Below are 16,560 nucleotides of genomic sequence, written 5' to 3'. Positions count from 1 at the left end.
CGGTCTCAGGCAGCCACGCTGCCATGGGGGTCAATGACGAATTTCTTCGCCGCACCGCCATCGAAGTCGGCGTATCCCTGCGGGGCTTCGTCCAGAGTGATCATCTGGACATTGACCGCATCGGCGATCTTGACCTTGCCAAACAGGATCGCCTGCATCAGCGGGCGGTGGTACTTCATCACCGGGCACTGGCCCGTGTGGAAGCTGTGGGACTTGGCCCAGCCGAGGCCGAAGCGCATGCTCAGAGCGCCCTGCTTGGCGGCTTCGTCGGCCGCACCCGGATCTTCGGTCACGTAGAGGCCCGGGATACCGATCTGGCCACCGGCGCGGGTCAGCGACATTGCCGAGTTCAGTACCGTGGCCGGGGCTTCCTTGCCGTGGTTGCAACCACAGGCGTGGGCCTCGAAGCCGACGCAGTCGACGAAGGCGTCGACCTCACGCTCGCCGAGGATCACCTCGATCTTGTCGGCCATGTCGCCATCCTGGGTCAGGTCGATGGTCTCGCAACCGAAGCTCCTCGCCTGGGCCAGGCGCTCTTCGATCATGTCACCGACGATCACGCAGGCCGCGCCAAGCAACTGGGCGGAAACCGCCGCCGCCAGACCCACGGGGCCGGCTCCGGCGATATAGACGGTGCTGCCGGGCCCGACACCGGCGGTCACGCAGCCGTGGAAGCCGGTGGGGAAGATATCCGAGAGCAGGGTCAGGTCGCGGATCTTCTCCATGGCCTGGTCGGTGTCCGGGAACTTCAGCAGGTTGAAGTCGGCGTAGGGCACCATGACGTACTCGGTCTGGCCGCCGACCCAGCCGCCCATGTCGACGTAGCCGTAGGCCGCACCCGGGCGCGCCGGGTTGACGTTGAGGCAGATCCCCGTCCGGCCTTCCTTGCAGTTGCGGCAGCGTCCGCAGGCGATGTTGAAGGGCACCGAGACCAGGTCACCTGGCTGAATGAATTCAACGTCGCGTCCGCACTCGACCACCAGGCCAGTAATCTCGTGCCCAAGCACCAGGCCGGAGGGCGCGGTGGTACGTCCACGTACCATATGCTGGTCGCTGCCGCAGATGTTGGTGGTAACGACCTTGAGGATCACACCGTGGTCGCATTTGCGATTGCCGAGGGCAAGCTCCGGATAGGGGATGGACTCGACGTCGACCTTACCCGGGCCCTTGTAGACGACGCCGCGGTTGGCTTGGCTCATGGCTGACTCCTGTACTTGTTGTCAGGGTATGACTGAGGGGTGAAAGACGACCTTTCCGGTCGTGCTGCTCCAGCCTATGCCTTCCCGGGCACGCCACTTGCCCAAAAGAGGCATCGGCATGCCTGTGCGAGACAAGGGGACCGGCTTGGCCTATCGCAGCACCCCTTCTGCCTCGAGCAGCTTAAGGATCGCCTCGGCCCCCTGCTCCGCCGATACGCCCTCCAGCACCTGGCCGCTGCCGCCCTCCGCCTTGGCGGCGGCGGCCTTGAAACGATCCCTTGCCGAAGCGGCCTTGACGATCTTCAACCGCTTGGGGCGCTTGCGGGCCGGGGCGAACTGCCACTGAGCAAGTTCCCGGTCGGGTTCGGCGGCCACCGGGGTGGCATCAAGCTCGGCCCGTCGAGCCGGGCCGAACGCGCTCTGGCGCGCCGCCGGCGCCGCCCCATCCACGCTGACGATGGCCGGCAGCCGCACCTTGAGGCGCCGTCGTTGGCCCCGCGGGAGGGCCTGCAGCACCGTCGCCACGCCATTCTCGACCTTCTCCACCGCGGCCAGCCCATTGACCAGGGGCCAGCCCAGGCGCTCGGCCAGGGCATAGGGCAGGAGCCCCGAGCCCTCGCCTCGCTCCGCCCGGGCCCCGGTGATCACCAGCTGCGGCGGTGCTTCGGCCAGGTGCCGGACCAGCGCCGGGATGGCATCGCTCTCCTCGGCCTGCTCCAGCAGGGTCAGGGTGTCCAGCCCCGTGCCAGCGCCTGCGGCCATGCCTAGATAGCCGCGCAGCGCCGCTTCGCTTTCTTCGCTGCGCGGGCCGGCATGCAGCAGTCTCACCCGGCTGCCGGGCAACTGGCGTTCCAGGCCCAGGGCCAGCTCCAGCCCCCGGGCATCCTGATCGGCGCGACGGGCCCGCCCGGTGATGGGGTGGCGGCCCACCGAGACCAGTACCGCCACCTCGATTCCCTTCTGCTCAGGCCGCATCGCTCTGCCCTCCTCGCTGTTGCTCCACCATAGCTACCAAGGCGGCAAGGATCTCGGTGCTATCACCGATCACTGCCAGGTCAGCGCGCTTGATCATGTCGCATCCAGGATCGAGATTGATGGCCACCACCTTGTCGCAGCTCTGGATGCCCTGTAGATGCTGGATAGCCCCACTGATGCCCACCGCCAGATAGACCCGGGCGGTAACCCAGGTGCCGGTGGCCCCCACCTGGCGGTCGCGTGCCATGAAACCGTCGTCCACGGCCACCCGGGAGGCCCCTTCCGTGGCCCCCAGCACCTTGGCAGCGTGGTGGAAACCCTCCCAATTCTTGACCCCATTGCCAGCGGACATAATGAACTCGGCTTCGGCCAGGGCCACGCCGGCCGGGTCGACGGCGACCTGCCCCAGGTCCTCGATCCGCGACAGGGTCGCAGGCGGCTCGATGCTGAGCGCCAGCCGCTCGGCGCCATGCCGGGTCTCGTCCACCGGTTCGGCACACTCGGCCAGCGCCAGCGTGACCCGCGGCAGCGGGCGCTGGATATCCAGGCTCCCCGCCGCACCACGAGCGGTACAGCGCCAGCCCAGGGGCGCGGCGCCATCAGCCTCGATCTGCCAGACGCCGGTGGCGGCACGCTCGCCACTCCCCTCACTCAGGCGCAGCGCCAGGCGGCGCCCCAGATCGGCCCCGCCCAGGGGGGAGTCGGGCAGCAGCCAGTGACGCGGCGCCAGCTCCCGCTCCACGGCACAGAGCGCCGCCAGCCGCGCCTCTGGGGCGAAACCGGCGTAGGCGTCACCATTGACGTGAAGCAGTCGATCGATGCCCGCCTCGCCAAAGGCATCTTCCTTATGCTCGCCAAATACCACGGCCAACACGGCGCCGGGACGGTCGGCGTCGGCATCCGCCAATTGCCGGGCCAGGCCCAGCAGGTCCTTGTCATGGCCGGATAGTCGCCCGCCTGGCATATCCGGCACCACCGTCACCAGGAAGGCGGGATCCTCGATGATGACATCACGACGGCTATCCTGGGCTGCCTGGCGGGCCGCGCCCGTCGCCTGGTTACCCTGCTGGGCACCGCTGCGGTCGATGCGCTTGACGCCATTGGGGCCGATAAAGCCGATGGCACGAGGATTCTTGCGTATCACTCCGTTGGGGCCCAGCCACTCGCTGATGGCGCCCCCCTCCTGCTCGGCCACTGCTGCGGCGTGCTCGGGATGCAGACGATTGCGGGCGATCCACTCGCGACGTGGATCGCGGCGACGAATCTCGCTCATCAGGTCACCTCCTCGGCGGTCGTCTTGTTGGCGGCGGCATCGACCACTTTGACGGCAGGACGCGCCACCAGGGCATCGGCCACCAGCTCGGCGATATCACGCACTTCCGCCGAGGCATCCACCACACCCTCCAGCATGGCGGTACACTGGGGGCAGCCCACCGCCACCAGCTCGGCACCGGTCTGCTTGACGTCGTTCATGCGCATATCGGGAATCCGCCGCTCGCCGGGAATATCGGTGATGGGGGCGCCACCGCCACCGCCGCAGCAGCGCGAACGGTAGCCGGAGCGCTCCATCTCCTTGACCTCGATTCCCAACGCCTTTAGCACGTTGCGCGGTGCTTCGTACTCGCCGTTGTAGCGGCCCAGATAGCAGGGGTCGTGGTAGGTGACCTTGCCGCCCTTCCAGGGTGCGAAGTGCAGGCGCCCCGCCTCGAACAGCTCGGCGATATAGGTGCTGTGGTGGCGTACCTCATAGCGGTCCGGCGCTCCGGGGCCGCCCAGCTCGCCGTACTCGTTACCCAGCACATGGAAACTGTGAGGATCACAGGTGACGATGCGCTGGAAACGGTACTTCGCGAGGGTGGCGATATTGCGCCTGGCCAGGGACTGGAAGGTCGCCTCGTCGCCCAGGCGACGCGCCACATCGCCGCTGTCGCGCTCTTCAACGCCGAGCACCGCGAACTCCACCTCAGCGGCCCGCAGCACCTTGATCAGGGCTCGCAGGGTGCGTTGGTTACGCATATCGAAGGCGCCGTCGCCCAACCACAGCAGCACATCGGCCTGCTTGACGTCCGCCATCAGCGGCAGGTTGAGATCCGCAGCCCAGTGCAGCCGCGAGCCGGGGTCGAAGCCGCCGGGGTTATCGGTGGCGATCAGGTTATCGAGCACCTCGGCACCCTTGTTGGGCGTATTGCCGTGCTCCAGGGTCAGGAAACGACGCATGTCGACGACGGCATCGACATGCTCGATCATCATCGGGCACTCCTCCACGCAGGCACGGCAGGTGGTGCAGGACCACAGGGTCTCGGCGTCCACCAGGGCCTTGCCACTCTTCATCGAGTCAGGCGCCACGATGGGCCCATGGGGAGAACCAAAATGCTCGCCCACCGGCTTGCCCCCAAGCCCTTGTGAAGGGTGGGGAGAGCCGGCATAGGCCGCGTCGCTGCCCCCGGCCATGCCGACGACCATGTCCTGGATCAGCTTCTTGGGATTGAGCGGCTGGCCGGCGGCAAATGCCGGGCAAACCGCCTCACAGCGCCCGCACTGCACGCAGGCATCGAAGCCGAGCAGCTGGTTCCAGGTGAAGTCGCTGGGCGTCTCGACCCCCAGCTTGGCGCCGGGATCGTCCAGGTTCAGCGCCTTGAGGCCGGTTGAGCGCCCCTCTCCTCCCAACTTGGTGGAGAAGCGCTCCGGGCGGCGATGGAAGGCCAGGTGCAGGGCGCCGGCGAAGGCGTGCTTCATGGGCCCGCCCCAGGTCATGCCGAAGAACATCTCGCCCAGGCCCCAGACCAACACCGCGCTCAGTACCAGCGCCAGGAACCAGCTGCCAGCGTCTTGCGGTAGCACGCCAACCGTCGGCAGGGTAATCAGGAAGACGCTTACCGAGAACGCCATCAGGCTCTTCGGCAGCCGCATCCAAGGCCCCTTGGAGAGCCGTGCGGGCGGATTACGCCGCCGCTTGGCGACGAACAGGCTGCCAACGAACATGGTCGCGCTGGCGGCCAGCAGCAGTCCGCCCAGCACCGGGTTGGCGAGTCCGAAGCCATGCACCAGGATCATCAGCACGGCGGCGGCCACGAAGCCACCGGCGGTGGCCACGTGGGTATTGGACATCACTTTATCGCGCCCGACCACATGGTGGAGGTCCACCAGGTAGCGGCGCGGCATGGCAGCAAGCCCGCGGAGCAGGTCGACCTCGGCGGGCCGCCCCTGACGCCACAGGCGGATACGCCGCCAGGCGCCGACCACCGCCAGCGCCAGGGCGGCGAAGATCAGAATCGGCAGGAGCGTCTCGAGCATGGTGCTCACCTCATCGATAGTGGTATAGCCAGGGTTAACATCCGACATAACGGCTATTCAGCGCCTTCGCATGCGCCGGCATTGCCGTCCGAGGGCCATCCTCAAGCGCGCCACGCATTCGCTGTGCCGAGTCTCGACTGGCAACCTGCGGTCACGGCGTGGAAGGGCCATCCCTGGCCCCCACGCCTCTGCCGAATCCCTTCGGCAGAACCGCGTTGCGGCGTCTCGACTCGGGCGAATTGCTGAAGGCGCAGCTTGCGCATGCCCTCGGCCTGGAGCGGACCTCTGGCGGTTAAAAATCCTTGCAGATCCGCAGGGCGTCGTAGATGGCCGCATGGGTATTACGCGGCGCCGTGCAGTCGCCCAGGCGGAACAGCAGGAAGCCGTCCCCCGCCTCGCTCAGGCAGGGCTGGGGCTGGATGGCGTAGAGCGCCTCCAGGTCCACCTGGCCCTTGTTGCGGGACTGGTCCTTGAGGGCGTAGTACAGCACCTCGTCGGGACGCACGCCGTTCTCCACCACCACCTGGTCCACCACCCGCTCCTCCTGGACGCCGGTGTACTCGTTCTCGAGCACCGCCACCAGAGAATCGCCCTCGCGATAGACCTTATGCAGCATCAGGTCGGAGGTCATGATCACCTCCTTCTCGTAGAGGCTGCGGTAGTAGGTCGGGAAGGTGGTGCCGCCCACCGCCGCGCCCGGCTTGATATCGTCGGTGACGATCTCCACCTTGGCGCCCTTGTCGGCAAGAAAATCCGCCACCGAAACACCCGAGAACTCACAGATCGCGTCATACACCAGCACGTTCTTGCCCGGGGCCACCTTGCCCGAAAGGATGTCCCAGCTACTCACCACCAGGCTCTCCTCGGCGTTTTCGGCATAGCCCCACTCGGGATACTGATCCATGAACGGCTGACCGCCGGTGGCCAGCACCACGATATCGGGTCGCAGATCCTGGATCGTGGCCTCATCGGCACGGGTGCCAAGGCGCAGGTCTACCTTGAGCCGCGCGAGCTCCAGCTGGTACCAGCGGGTAATGCCGGCAATCTGATCACGCTGTGGGGCCTGGGCGGCGATGGTGATCTGCCCGCCCAGGGCCTCGGCGGCCTCGAACAGGGTGACGTCATGGCCGCGCTCGGCCGCCACCTTGGCCGCCTCCATGCCGCCGGGGCCGCCGCCCACCACCACCACGCGGCGCTTGGGGCCCTCGCTCTTCTCGATGATATGGGGCAGGCCCATGTATTCGCGGGACGTCGCGGCGTTCTGGATGCACAGCACGTCCAGGCCCTGGTACTGGCGGTCGATGCAGTAGTTGGCGCCCACGCACTGCTTGATCTGGTCAACCTGGCCCATCTTGATCTTGGCGATCAGGTGCGGATCGGCGATATGCGCCCGGGTCATGCCTACCAGGTCCACATAGCCACCCTCGAGGATACGCTGTGCCTGGTTGGGGTCCTTGATGTTCTGGGCGTGGATCACCGGCACGCTGACCACTTCCTTGATGCCAGCCGCCAGGTGCAGGAAGGGCTCAGGCGGGTAGGACATGTTGGGAATGACGTTGGCCAGGGTGTTGTGGGTGTCGCAGCCGGAGCCGATCACGCCGAAGAAGTCCACCATGCCGGTAGCATCGTAGTAGGCGGCGATCTGCTTCATGTCGTCATGGGAGAGGCCGTCCGGGTGGAATTCGTCGCCGCAGATGCGCATGCCGACAACGAAGTTGTCGCCGACCTCGGCGCGCACCGCCTTGAGCACTTCCATGCCGAAGCGCATGCGGTTCTCGAAGCTGCCGCCCCACTGGTCCTCGCGCTTGTTGACCCGCGGGCTCCAGAACTGGTCGATCAGGTGCTGGTGTACGGCAGAGAGCTCGACGCCGTCGAGTCCCCCTTCCTTGGCCCGGCGCGCAGCCTGGGCGAAATCACCGATGATGCGCCGGATCTCCTCCTCCTCGATGGTCTTGCAGGTGGAGCGGTGTACAGGCTCGCGAATACCCGAAGGCGATACCAGTGTCGGCCAGTCGAAACCGTCCCAGCGTGAGCGGCGTCCCATGTGGGTGATCTGGATCATGATCTTGCCGCCGTGCTGATGCACCGCATCGGCCAGGTTCTGGAAGTGAGGAATGATCCGGTCGGTGGAGAGATTCACCGAGCTCCACCAACCCTGGGGGCTATCGATGGAGACCACCGAGGAGCCGCCGCAGATGCTCAGGCCGCAGCCGCCCTTGGCCTTCTCCTCGTAGTACTTGACGTAGCGGTCGGTGGTCATGCCGCCGTCGGTGGCATGCACCTCGGCGTGTGCAGTGCTGACGACCCGGTTACGGATGGTGAGCTTGCCGATCTGGATCGGCTCGAAGAGTGCCTCGAATGCCATGGATATCTCTCCTCGTCGCCGGGATTAGTGGGCGGCGCCGGTCAGCGGTTTGGTCTCGAAATAGCCCACGTCGCAGCCTTCCTCGGCCGCACTCTGGGTCTGCTCGGCGACGGTGCGCAGGCTGTTGCCGCGTGCCGCCAGGATCTGGTCCATGGCGCCAGCGAACCAGCCGGTGAACATGTACTCAACCTTGCGGCCCACCTTGCCCAGCTGGTAGACGAAGGCGCTGTGCTCCAGGCGCACCCGGCAGGTTCCCGCCTCGAGGTCGATCGCCTCGGTGATGAACTTGCCCCAGCCACGCTGCGAAAGCCGCGTCATATAGTGCTCGAACACCGATTCGCCCTCGAGGCCATGGCATTCGGCCTCCTTCTCGCACCAGTGCCAGGCACTCTTGTAGCCGGCGTGGTAGAGGATCTCGGCGTACGTCTCTGCACCCAGGGCCTCCTCGACGGCGACATGGTTGTTGATGAAGAAGTGGCGCGGCACATAGAGCATCGGCAGGGCATCGCTGGTCCAGACGCCGGTCTCGCTATCCACTTCGATGGGCAGTTCAGGGGCCATCTTGGTCACGGTCTTGTTCCTCGAAATCGTTGTTATGCAAGGTGAGCGGCGCCGGGGATAGGTCGTAGAGGGGGTCTTTTGCCATGGATGGCAAAAGTAGCGCCCAGGGAAGGGTTTACAGCGCCCCCTCATAGACCTATCGCCGGTTAAGCCGCGTCTTCGGGCCGGCGCTCCTTGCTATAGGGCTATCTCAGCCGCCCCAGACATCCTTCAGTACACGCACCCAGTTTTCGCCCATGATCTTGCGCGTCTGGGACTCGCTGAAGCCGCGGCGCAGCAGCGCTTCGGTGAGGTTGGGAAACTCACCGATGGTGCGGATGCCCTCAGGGTTCACGATCTTGCCGAAGCGGGTCAGACGGCGGGCATAGCCCTTGTCGTGGGTCAGCCACTCGAAGAAGTCCTGGCCGTGGCCCTGGGTGAAGTCGGTACCGATGCCGATGGCGTCTTCACCGACGATGTTCATGACGTACTCGATGGCCTCGACGTAGTCATCGACGGTGGCGTCGACGCCGGCGCGCAGAAAGGGGGTGAACATGGTCACGCCAACGAAGCCGCCGTGATCGGCAATGAAGCGCAGCTCCTCGTCGGACTTGTTGCGGGGGTGTTCCTTGAGGCCCGAGGGCAGGCAGTGGGAGTAGCAGACCGGCTTCTGCGACTCGAGGATCACCTCCTCGGAGGTCGTCGAACCAACGTGGGAGAGGTCGCACATGATGCCGACCCGATTCATCTCGGCGACGATCTCGCGACCGAAGCCGGAGAGTCCGCCATCACGCTCGTAGCAGCCGGTGCCCACCAGATTCTGGGTGTTGTAGCACATCTGCACGATCCCCACGCCGAGCTGCTTGAAGATCTCCACGTAGCCGATCTGATCCTCGAAGGCATGGGCGTTCTGGAAACCGTAGATGATGCCGGTCTTGCCCTCCTCCTTGGCGCGACTGATGTCGGCAGTAGTGCGTACCGGGCGCACCAGGTCACTGCACTCTGCCATCAGCTGGTTGGACTTGACGATGTTGTCGACGGTGGCCTGGAAGCCCTCCCACACCGAGACGGTACAGTTGGCCGCCGTCAGGCCACCGCGGCGCATGTCCTCGAACAGCTCACGGTTCCATTTGGCGATGATGAGGCCATCGATGACGATGGCGTCCTGGTGCAGCTCGTGGGGGCTCATGACCGAATCTCCGTGTTGTCGTTGCCTGCCGGCAGCATAGCGCCGGCAAGCTATCTACACGGAGGCTGGAAGCGACGGGGAGAATTCCAATTGCGTCACGCCTGTCGTAAAGGCGACATCTCCCCGGCTATTTGGTGACCGTTACGCTGGCATAGGTGGGCTCCCCCCGTGCCTGGTCAAGCGCGACCAGGGCGCTGGAAACCGGCTCACCGGATATCACCTCGAAGGCAGCATCCTTGAAAAGGGCGTCGACCTGCAGGCGCGCAACCGGCTGGAGGTTGCCAATGCGCTCATCCCTGGGAGGAAAACCGAAGAACTCGCGGTAGCACTTCGAGAAGTGGGGGGTCGAGACGAAGCCACAGGCCGATGCCACCTCGATGATCGACATCGATGTCTGCTTGAGCAACTGACGGGCACGGGTCAGGCGAAGCTTGAGGTAATAGCGGGAAGGCGAACAGTCAAGGTTCTTCTGGAACAGCCGCTCGAGCTGACGCCGGGAGATACCGACATAGCAGGCCAGTTCGTCGAGCCCTATGGGCTCTTCGAGATTGGCCTCCATCAGTGCCACGCTCTCGAGCAGCTTGGGTTGCGTGGTACCCAGCACATGACGCAGGGGGATGCGCTGCTGATCCTGCTCGTTGCGCACGCGCTCGCAGATGAACATCTCGGAGATACCGGCAGACAGCTCCCGGCCATGATCCTTGGCGATCAGATTGAGCATCATGTCCAGTGGCGCGGTGCCCCCGGAGGAGGTGGCGCGGTCACGGTCGATACAGAACAGCCGTGTGGTCAGCTCGACACGGGGAAAGGCCTCACGCATCGCGGCCATGCATTCCCAGTGGGTACTGACGTCGTAGCCATCGAGCAGGCCGGCCTTGGCCAATGCCCAACTGCCGGTACAGATTGCGCCGAGACGACGGGATAGTCGGGCCTGGCCCTGCAGCCAGGCGACATGCTCCCGCTGCACGCTACGATGGGGACCGACGCCGCCACAGACCACCACCATATCCAGCGTCAGCGGAGTCCGCAGGGAGACGTCAGGCGTCACCTTGAGTCCATCGCTGGCGCTGACGGGTTCGCCATCGGCGGTGAGTGTGTACCAGCGATAGAGTTCATGACCGGCCAACTGGTTGGCCATGCGCAGGGGTTCGATGGCAGAGGCCAGCGAGATCAAGGTGAAATTGTCCAACAGCAGAAACCCGATGGTCTGGGTCTTGATCCCGTTGCCCTTGGTCTGCAGGCTCCTGAATCCGTCAGGATCCTTGCGTGATGTGTTCGTCATGGTGACTCTCCCCAGCGGCTCAGGTGTGACACTTATGGCCACCCCACAGTCCGATTCCTATTTGCAGTGCTTGTCCACGCGCGACATCCTGTCGCATATCGGCATGTTTTTCACTTTATCGAATCACGAGCTTGATCGCTTATCGTATTTTTCTCTATGGGCGCACCTTTCCCATTGAGTGACACAATCGAGGAGAGCACTGGCTACCACACCAACGCCACGGGTTATGATAGGGGGAAGGTTCTACAATGGAGCACCCATGCCCTCCGCACTGCCCCTGCCGCTTTCAACACCCAGCCGCAACCTGGTCCGACTGACCATCGTACGCGGTATCACCTGGACCGGTTTCCTGGCCGCGGTGATCATCGGCGTTGAGCTGCTTCACTTCGAACTGAAGGTGGTTGCAGTCATCGGGGTCATTGTTGCCATGGGGCTCATCAACCTCTTCACCTGGTGGCGACTCGGCCGTCAATGGGTCGTCAGTCACTCTGAATACGTACTGCACCTACTCGCCGATGTCCTGGGCCTGACGTTGCTGTTCTACCTCACCGGTGGCTCCACCAACCCCTTCATCAATTACTACCTGATCCCAGTGACCATCGCCGCCGCCACGCTGCCCTGGCGCTATGCCTGGCTAATCGCCTCGGCGGCCATGGCCTCCTACACGATGCTGATGTTCGATTACTACCCCGTGCCACAGCTGACCCATCACTATGATGACGAAGCCATCGATCTCCACGTGCTGGGAATGTGGCTGAATTTTGCCCTTTCGGCCGGTCTCGTCACCTTCTTCATCTACAAGATGGCCCACGCCCTCCGGAGCCGAGAACAGGCGCTATCACGCACGCGGGAAGCAGCCCTGCGCAACGAGCAGGTTGTGGCGGTGGCCACCCAGGCCGCGGGAACCGCTCATGAACTGGGCACCCCACTATCGACCATGGCCGTTCTATTGAGCGAGATGCGCGAGGAAGTCCGTGGCGACAGGGGGCTGGAAAAGGATGTCGACCTGCTGCGTCAGCAGGTGGATGTCTGCAAGGAAAGACTGCGCCACCTGGTGCAGAGTGCTGACCGAGGCCGGATGGCAAAACCCCAGGTGTGCGATGCGCGCGAGTGGTTGGCCAGCGTCGTACAACGCTGGCTGGTGTTGCGACCCGACGTCAGCCATCGGCTGGACATCGGCAGCCATAGCAACACGCCCTGGCTCAAGGTGGACGCCACGCTCGAACAGGCCATCACCAACCTGCTCAACAATGCTGCGGATGCCAATCCGGACAACATCAGCATCCGGCTCGACTGGTCCGCCAAAGAAGTGGTAATCGATATCCGCGACCATGGCCCCGGGGTCGCCCTGGAAATTGCCGACCAGCTCGGCGAGACCTTCGTCTCGACCAAGAGCAAGGGGCTGGGTATCGGCCTCTTTCTTACCCATGCGACCATCAACCGATTCGGCGGAGGCGTTAGCCTGTATAATCATCCTGACGGGGGAACGCTGACCGAAGTGACCCTGCCGCCCAGCGAGCCCTGACCGGGCGGTGTCCCTTACGAACGAAGCGCCGAGGTTGCCATGCAAGACGCCGATTCACGCCTGCTGATCATCGACGACGACGAAATGTTCTGCCATGTCCTGTCTCGCGCCATGACCCGGCGTGGTTTCGACGTCATCGTGGCACACGATGCAGAACAAGCGATTACCCTGGCTCGGCGCCACCGCCCGGATTTCGCCACGCTGGATCTCAAGCTGGAACAGAGCTCTGGCCTCAAGCTGCTCCCGGAGCTGCTCGACGTGCTGCCCAGTTGTCGTATCGTGGTATTGACCGGCTACTCCAGCATCGCCACCGCCGTGGAAGCGATCAAGCTCGGAGCCGTCAACTACCTTTGCAAGCCGGCGGATGCCGAGGAGATCCTCATCGCCCTTGGCCGCGAGCAGGGCGACCCAGACGCCGAATTGGCCGTCACCCCTCCGTCCATCAACCGCATCGCCTGGGAACACATTCAGAAAGTACTGCAGGAACATGACGGCAATATCTCCGCCACCGCCCGCGCCCTGGGCATGCATCGCCGCACCCTGCAGCGCAAGCTGCAGAAACGGCCGGTGCGGCGGTAACTCCCGCAGAAAGCGTGCTTACGCCTTGCCGTCGACGCTCATCACCTTGTCCATCATTCGCTGGGCCAGCCGACTCGCCTCCTGCAAGGAGTCGAGGTCCGACAGATCGTCAATGAGTTCGCAGCGCCACAGCCACACCGAAGTTGCGGGTCGTTCCGCAATGAAGGGGTAGCGCCCCGATGGCAGAGTGAAATGCCGGCGTGTTCCCGGTTCTGGCGGCGGCGAGCTGTGCTCGGCAGGGACCAGCACCAGCGACAGCGACACCGGAGTGACCAGGGCGCCGGCCAGGTAGGCCGTGTCCTCCCCGTCCGACGGATCCTCCGGCAGCACCTGAAAGCACAGCGCATCCACGGTCAATCGCGGATTGTATTGAGGCGAGGCCTTCAGGCTTCGGCCCTGCTGCTGCTGCCAAGCGGCAGCCAAATCGCGAAGACGCTCGTACTGCTCGGGGGTCAGGGCCTGCATTGGCGCTCCTTCTCAACTGGTTGATCGTGCCGTTCGGCTCGGCAGGAAAACACAACGGCTGCTATTCTGGCAGTTCCAACTGCGACGAGGAATGCTCATGCTTCCCCAGGACCGCCTCGAGCTGGCTGTGTCGATCGCAACCCAGGCCGGAGAGCACATCATCGCGGCTCGCCAGGGCCAGGCATTCAACCAGCGCTACAAGAAGGGACAGGAGCTGGTCACGAATGTCGATCTTGAGGTCGACACACTGATCAGCGAGCGGCTGGAGGCCGCATTGCCGGGCGAGTCACGGCTCAGCGAAGAGCTGGCACCGGATCACACGGCGATGGCCACGACAGAAGCCCTGTGGGTCGTGGACCCCATCGACGGAACGGTGAATTTCGCCCATGGTCTTCATCATGTCGGTGTTTCCATCGCCTGGGTCAGCGAGGGCAGGACCCGGCTCGGCGTGGTCCACGCCCCCTTCCTGGGAGAAACCTACACCGCCCTGTATGGCCAGGGTGCCTGGTGCAACGGCAAGCCCATCCATGCCAGTCGTCGCTCCAACCTGGAGCACTGCCTGGTCGCCACCGGCTTTCCCTATCGGCGCGATAGTCGCCCTCCCCTGATGCGCCGTCTGATGGCAATTCTTCAGCACTGTCAGGACGTGCGCCGCAACGGCTCGGCGGCACTGGACCTCTGCGACGTCGCCTGCGGCCGGCTTGACGCCTACTACGAAAGCGTCTCGCCCTGGGACTTCGCCGCCGGTCTGCTGATCGCCCGCGAGGCCGGCGCCAGGGGCGGTCATCTCTACCCTTGCCCGAAGGGTATCCCCGAGGACCTCTACGGCGAAAACCTGCTGGTCAGCGCACCGGAGATCCATGCGGAACTCGCCGACCTGCTTCGCGCCGCCGATGACAATGAATTAACGCTCTTCTGAGCTGACCGGCTCCCGGCGATGCCCTTGCCAGGGCCTATGCGTTGCAACGGCATGCAGATCGATAGCCAAGGGCAATGCCTTGGCTAGCGGGTCGCTATTGGCGCCCAAAGAGGTCATCGGTCACAATAGCGCCAACATTATTCAGGAGTGCTCCTATGTTCGTCGTGATTTTCGGCCGTCCCGGCTGCCCCTTCTGCGTTCGTGCCCAGGCGCTTGCCGAGCGGCTGGAAGCGTCCGGTGCCATCGAGGGCCACCGCTACGTCGATATCCTGGTAGAAGGCATCAGCAAGGCCGACATGGAGAAGACCATCGGCAAGCCGGTCACGACCGTGCCGCAGATATTCGTCGACCAGTCCCACGTGGGTGGCTTTACTGAGTTCGACCAGTATGTGCGTGAGCACGACCTCTTGTCGCAAACCAGTAACGGCTGACAGCCAATCCTCGAGGAGCAGACTGCTCAGCTCCCCATAGCGTCCTTACTTCGTTGAGCGCTCTTTCTGCGTTGAAAGCCAATTGCCGGCAGCACCTATACTGACGCCAAGCGTACTGTGACAGGCGCCTCAGGAGACAAGGAACGGCAACGATGCAGCGGGAAGAGTTCTTGCAACAGCTTTGGCTGGACTATATCCACCAGAATACGGAGGTAGGGGCCCTGCGCCTGTGGCCCACCAGCACCTCAGCCGAATACCTGGCGATACTGACGCTGAATCAAGCGCCCTTTGCTTCTGCCGATCTCTTGCCCACCCTTGGGCATCTCGGCTTTCGTCCCATCCAACGCTATGCCATGGCGGACCGTGGCCTGTTGGTCACCCTGCTGGCCCCGCCCGATGACGGTCCATGGCTCATACTGGCTGAGCTGCAGATGGGAACACTATCGCGTGAACCCAGGGCCCGACTCGCCGATCTCGTCGCCAATACGCATCCTCAGGATACCCGCGGGCAGAACCTTTTGACGCGCGGTCGTCCCTGGGCGATGCCCGACTGGTCCAGTTATCGCATGCTCTGTGAAGCCCATCCGCTGGCCGGCTGGCTGGCTGTCATGGGACCAAGCATGCATCATGCTGGATACGACTGCGAGCATATCGGGCGTGAAATCGACAGTCTCGACGAAGCCCTCAAGGAGACCGGGCTGAACGGTAGCGAGGATCGACAACATGGGCTCTTCCCGATCTCGCCACTGCTCAATTATCGCTTCTATCCCACCTGTTCACGACGTATCGCTTTCGCCGATGGCGATGAGCACCGTATTCCCCAGGGGGGCCTGGCCCTGATGCAAAAGCGTCTGAGCAGCGACCATGAACGAGCCGTCGAGCTTTTGCTACCGCACCATACCCGCTGCGAGATTTCTTGAAGCTCGCGCTTATCCACAAAAACTGTGGATAACACTGTGAAAGAGAAGGTTGCAAGACCTTGCTACCCAGAAACCAGAAGGGCTCATACGAACTGGTCACAAAACCATCATCTCTTGTAACCTTGCCGGATGGCTCCCAGAAAAAAGCCCGGGCATCACGGCCCGGGCTTCATCAAGGTAGCGCTTGACAGGAATCAGTCGTCAAACGTCATCTCAGGTACGTGTTCAGGCACCACCAGCTTGCCCGCTGTCTTCTCGACGATCTCTTCCACGCTGACGCCCGGCGCCCGTTCCTTGAGGATAAAGGCCCCGTTCTCGATCTCCATATAGGCCAAGTCGGTCAATACCCGGTTGATGCAGCCTGCACCGGTCAATGGCAGGGTGCACTTCTCCAGTAGCTTGGACTCACCGTGCTTGGACGCATGGGTCATGGTACAGATGATGTTCTCTGCACCAGCAACCAGATCCATGGCGCCGCCCATGCCCTTGATCAGCTTGCCGGGAACCATCCAGGAGGCGATATTGCCCTCCTGATCGACCTCGAATGCACCGAGAACGGTCAGGTCCACATGGCCGCCGCGGATCATTGCAAAGGACTCCGCGGAAGAGAAGATCGCGGCGCCAGGGCGTGCAGTCACGGTCTGCTTGCCGGCATTGATCATGTCCGGGTCGACTTCCTGCTCGGTCGGGAAGCGCCCCATGCCCAGCAGCCCATTCTCGGACTGCAGCATGACGTCGATACCATCGGGAATGTAATTGGCCACCAGCGTGGGAATGCCAATACCCAGATTGACGTAAAAGCCGTCCTGGAGTTCGCGTGCCACGCGCTGTGCCATCTGTTCGCGAGTCAGTGCCATCTTCTTGCCTCTTGTCGTTG

The 16,560-nt window shown here is 63.8% G+C and carries 15 protein-coding genes; 5 read left to right on the top strand and 10 right to left on the bottom strand.

The features are described from left to right. Nucleotides 1-5: 5 nt before the first annotated feature. The 8 genes from fdhA to KZO25_RS08350 all read right to left on the bottom strand — a co-directional run bounded on the left by fdhA (nucleotide 6) and on the right by KZO25_RS08350 (nucleotide 10,844). Entirely contained in the window at nucleotides 6-1,199 is a 1,194-nt protein-coding gene (gene fdhA, locus KZO25_RS08385; protein WP_066444520.1) for a formaldehyde dehydrogenase, glutathione-independent, read from the bottom strand. A gap of 150 nt (nucleotides 1,200-1,349) precedes the next feature. After that, the gene (locus tag KZO25_RS08380) at nucleotides 1,350-2,174 is read right to left on the bottom strand and encodes an electron transfer flavoprotein subunit beta (RefSeq protein ID WP_223136594.1); all 825 of its coding nucleotides are present in this window, start codon (nucleotides 2,172-2,174) and stop codon (nucleotides 1,350-1,352) included. Further along, nucleotides 2,164-3,447: an electron transfer flavoprotein subunit alpha/FixB family protein gene (locus KZO25_RS08375; protein ID WP_223136593.1), complete on the bottom strand. Its 1,284-nt coding sequence runs from the start codon at nucleotides 3,445-3,447 to the stop codon at nucleotides 2,164-2,166. The genes KZO25_RS08380 and KZO25_RS08375 overlap by 11 nt, the downstream gene beginning before the upstream one ends. Continuing rightward, nucleotides 3,447-5,468, bottom strand: coding sequence for a (Fe-S)-binding protein (locus KZO25_RS08370; RefSeq protein WP_223136592.1), 2,022 nt, complete (start codon nucleotides 5,466-5,468; stop codon nucleotides 3,447-3,449). Before KZO25_RS08370 ends, KZO25_RS08375 begins: the two co-directional genes overlap by 1 nt. Before the next feature lie 292 nt (nucleotides 5,469-5,760). After that, a complete protein-coding gene (dgcA, locus tag KZO25_RS08365; protein WP_223136591.1) occupies nucleotides 5,761-7,833 on the bottom strand; it encodes a dimethylglycine demethylation protein DgcA in 2,073 nt (690 codons plus the stop codon). 24 nt (nucleotides 7,834-7,857) lie between these two features. Further along, the gene (locus KZO25_RS08360) at nucleotides 7,858-8,403 is read right to left on the bottom strand and encodes a DUF5943 domain-containing protein (protein ID WP_223136590.1); all 546 of its coding nucleotides are present in this window, start codon (nucleotides 8,401-8,403) and stop codon (nucleotides 7,858-7,860) included. A 181-nt stretch (nucleotides 8,404-8,584) separates the two neighbouring features. Then, nucleotides 8,585-9,562, bottom strand: coding sequence for a dipeptidase (locus KZO25_RS08355; protein WP_223136589.1), 978 nt, complete (start codon nucleotides 9,560-9,562; stop codon nucleotides 8,585-8,587). Nucleotides 9,563-9,689: 127 nt separating this feature from the next. Next, nucleotides 9,690-10,844 (bottom strand): GlxA family transcriptional regulator, encoded by a 1,155-nt coding sequence (locus tag KZO25_RS08350; RefSeq protein WP_223136588.1) that lies wholly within the window; start codon nucleotides 10,842-10,844, stop codon nucleotides 9,690-9,692. 259 nt (nucleotides 10,845-11,103) lie between these two features. On the opposite strand from KZO25_RS08350, the gene KZO25_RS08345 reads away from it, so the two are divergent. Together KZO25_RS08345 and KZO25_RS08340 are read left to right on the top strand one after the other, a co-directional pair. Further along, complete coding sequence (locus KZO25_RS08345) at nucleotides 11,104-12,369, top strand: ATP-binding protein (protein ID WP_223136587.1); 1,266 nt, start codon at nucleotides 11,104-11,106, stop codon at nucleotides 12,367-12,369. A gap of 39 nt (nucleotides 12,370-12,408) precedes the next feature. Continuing rightward, nucleotides 12,409-12,948, top strand: coding sequence for a response regulator transcription factor (locus KZO25_RS08340; RefSeq protein WP_223136586.1), 540 nt, complete (start codon nucleotides 12,409-12,411; stop codon nucleotides 12,946-12,948). Nucleotides 12,949-12,966: 18 nt separating this feature from the next. On the opposite strand, the gene hybE is transcribed toward KZO25_RS08340, so the two are convergent. Then, complete coding sequence (hybE, locus tag KZO25_RS08335; RefSeq protein ID WP_223136585.1) at nucleotides 12,967-13,413, bottom strand: [NiFe]-hydrogenase assembly chaperone HybE; 447 nt, start codon at nucleotides 13,411-13,413, stop codon at nucleotides 12,967-12,969. A 97-nt stretch (nucleotides 13,414-13,510) separates the two neighbouring features. On the opposite strand from hybE, the gene KZO25_RS08330 reads away from it, so the two are divergent. The 3 genes from KZO25_RS08330 to KZO25_RS08320 all read left to right on the top strand — a co-directional run bounded on the left by KZO25_RS08330 (nucleotide 13,511) and on the right by KZO25_RS08320 (nucleotide 15,683). Then, nucleotides 13,511-14,332, top strand: coding sequence for an inositol monophosphatase family protein (locus tag KZO25_RS08330; protein WP_223136584.1), 822 nt, complete (start codon nucleotides 13,511-13,513; stop codon nucleotides 14,330-14,332). A 155-nt stretch (nucleotides 14,333-14,487) separates the two neighbouring features. Beyond that, on the top strand, nucleotides 14,488-14,763 hold the full coding sequence (locus KZO25_RS08325; protein ID WP_066444494.1) for a GrxA family glutaredoxin: 276 nt from the start codon (nucleotides 14,488-14,490) through the stop codon (nucleotides 14,761-14,763). Between the two features lie 170 nt (nucleotides 14,764-14,933). Continuing rightward, nucleotides 14,934-15,683 (top strand): DUF1338 domain-containing protein, encoded by a 750-nt coding sequence (locus tag KZO25_RS08320; protein ID WP_316935598.1) that lies wholly within the window; start codon nucleotides 14,934-14,936, stop codon nucleotides 15,681-15,683. A 194-nt stretch (nucleotides 15,684-15,877) separates the two neighbouring features. Here KZO25_RS08320 and KZO25_RS08315 read toward each other — a convergent pair whose 3' ends face one another. Next, nucleotides 15,878-16,540 carry a CoA transferase subunit B gene (locus KZO25_RS08315; RefSeq protein ID WP_066444491.1) on the bottom strand — a complete coding sequence of 221 codons (663 nt, stop codon included), beginning with the start codon at nucleotides 16,538-16,540 and terminating at the stop codon, nucleotides 15,878-15,880. Nucleotides 16,541-16,560: the final 20 nt, after the last annotated feature.

The sequence above is a fragment of the Halomonas sp. ANAO-440 genome (genome assembly GCF_019915905.1).
GTDB lineage: Bacteria > Pseudomonadota > Gammaproteobacteria > Pseudomonadales > Halomonadaceae > Halomonas > Halomonas chromatireducens.
Note: the sequence above shows the minus strand (reverse complement) of the source record. Positions and strands in the feature narration are given on the sequence as shown.

Excerpts from the sequence above, each read along its gene's own strand:
- fdhA (WP_066444520.1), bottom strand. The coding sequence starts at position 1,199 with ATGAGCCAAGCCAACCGCGGCGTCGTCTACAAGGGCCCGGGTAAGGTC.
- KZO25_RS08380 (WP_223136594.1), bottom strand. The coding sequence starts at position 2,174 with ATGCGGCCTGAGCAGAAGGGAATCGAGGTGGCGGTACTGGTCTCGGTG.
- KZO25_RS08375 (WP_223136593.1), bottom strand. The coding sequence starts at position 3,447 with ATGAGCGAGATTCGTCGCCGCGATCCACGTCGCGAGTGGATCGCCCGC.
- KZO25_RS08370 (WP_223136592.1), bottom strand. The coding sequence starts at position 5,468 with ATGCTCGAGACGCTCCTGCCGATTCTGATCTTCGCCGCCCTGGCGCTG.
- dgcA (WP_223136591.1), bottom strand. The coding sequence starts at position 7,833 with ATGGCATTCGAGGCACTCTTCGAGCCGATCCAGATCGGCAAGCTCACC.
- KZO25_RS08355 (WP_223136589.1), bottom strand. The coding sequence starts at position 9,562 with ATGAGCCCCCACGAGCTGCACCAGGACGCCATCGTCATCGATGGCCTC.
- KZO25_RS08350 (WP_223136588.1), bottom strand. The coding sequence starts at position 10,844 with ATGACGAACACATCACGCAAGGATCCTGACGGATTCAGGAGCCTGCAG.
- KZO25_RS08345 (WP_223136587.1), top strand. The coding sequence starts at position 11,104 with ATGCCCTCCGCACTGCCCCTGCCGCTTTCAACACCCAGCCGCAACCTG.
- KZO25_RS08340 (WP_223136586.1), top strand. The coding sequence starts at position 12,409 with ATGCAAGACGCCGATTCACGCCTGCTGATCATCGACGACGACGAAATG.
- hybE (WP_223136585.1), bottom strand. The coding sequence starts at position 13,413 with ATGCAGGCCCTGACCCCCGAGCAGTACGAGCGTCTTCGCGATTTGGCT.
- KZO25_RS08330 (WP_223136584.1), top strand. The coding sequence starts at position 13,511 with ATGCTTCCCCAGGACCGCCTCGAGCTGGCTGTGTCGATCGCAACCCAG.
- KZO25_RS08325 (WP_066444494.1), top strand. The coding sequence starts at position 14,488 with ATGTTCGTCGTGATTTTCGGCCGTCCCGGCTGCCCCTTCTGCGTTCGT.
- KZO25_RS08315 (WP_066444491.1), bottom strand. The coding sequence starts at position 16,540 with ATGGCACTGACTCGCGAACAGATGGCACAGCGCGTGGCACGCGAACTC.